Source organism: Fructilactobacillus sp. X7R4C1 (genome assembly GCF_059901115.1).
Map to the genome: position 1 here is coordinate 1 of NZ_JBWXVD010000011.1, position 1,493 is coordinate 1,493.

Genomic DNA, 1,493 nt, shown 5'->3' on the forward strand with positions numbered 1-1,493 from the left:
AACGGTAAAGGTTGGATTGTCAGTGTTGAAAGTAAAGCCATCAGCCGGGTATCCGTCGGATACCAACTCGTAGCCCTGAGCTTCTAAAGTGGCAATTTCATTTTTGGTTGAGTAACCAGACTTACTACCAAACTTACCAGTTAAGTCATCACTGTGAAGAACGGCATTGCCGTTATCTTCGTCAACATAGTTAACCACTGCTTTTTGTTCGTTAGCATTATACGTAACGGTAACACTTCCGTCAGGTGTATCAGCGGTGGCAGTTTCAGAACTAACACTAGCTTTATCTGGAGTGTAACCCGTAATTTCAGGCGAATTGATTTCACCAAAGACGGCATTCGTTGAAGTCCAGTTACTGTAACTAATAATCTTGCCGGTAACTTGGTCGAAGGTGGCCGTTCTTGTAAACGTAACCGTTTCAACTTTGTCATCGGAAGCTTTGCTGCCATCAGCATAGACGTAGTGAACGGTTCTAGTAATGTTCTTAGTCAGGTCATTTACACCAGTTCCATCTGGGTACTTCGGTCCCGTTGGGTTATTTGGATCAACTGGTTGTCCTGGTTGACCTGGATTATCTGGTGTAACCGTCTTGGTCTTGTGTTTAAAGATAACTTTGAAAGTTGGGTTGTCGGTATTAAATTCGTACCCATTTGGATAACCATCAGTGACTAATTCGTAACCTTGGCTTTCTAAATCAGCAATTTCAGCCTTAGTAGAGTAGTCCGACTTAGAACCAAATTTACCAGTTAAATTATCAGTCTTGATAACCCGGTTACCATCATCTTGGTCAATATACTGAACGTGAGCCTGTTCATCGTTAGCAGTGTAGGTAACCGTATCAGTTGAATTCTCTGAATTAGGGGAAGTGGTGAGTGAACCAACAGTTGCTTTATCAGGAGTATATCCCGTAATTTCAGGAGAATCAATTGAGCTAAAGACCGCATTCTTAGTAGTCCAGTCGCCGTAACTGATAATCTTGCCGGTAACCTGGTCAAAGGTTGCGGTCCGAGTGTAGGTAACCGTCTCAACTTGATCGTTAGCGGCTTTACTACCATCAGCGTAAACGTAGTGAACCGTTCTCGTAATGTTTTTAGTCAGATCATTTACGCCAGTTCCGTCTGGGTACTTTGGTCCCGTTGGGTTATCTGGATCAACTGGTTGTCCCGGTTGACCAGGGTTATCCGGTGTAACCGTCTTGGTCTTGTGCTTAAAGACAACTTTGAAAGTTGGGTTGTCGGTATTAAATTCGTACCCATTTGGATAACCGTCAGTGACTAACTCGTAACCCTGACTTTCTAAATCAGCAATTTCAGCCTTAGTAGAGTAATCCGACTTAGAACCAAACTTACCGTTTAAGCTGTCAGTTTTAATAACTCGGTTGCCGTCGTCTTGGTCAATGTATTGAACACGAGCCTGTTCTTCATTGGCATTGTAGGTAACGGTAACAGTTCCGTCCGGTGTGTCAGCAGTGGCAGTTTCGGAACCAACGCTAG

Annotated in this window: 1 protein-coding gene; it reads right to left on the minus strand. The window is 43.5% G+C overall.

Annotated features, from left to right (window positions below; all coding sequences use genetic code 11):
- Positions 1 to 1,493 (minus strand): mucin-binding protein (locus tag AC6UC9_RS06915; protein WP_500701537.1); only part of this gene is annotated, 1,493 nt, incomplete at both ends.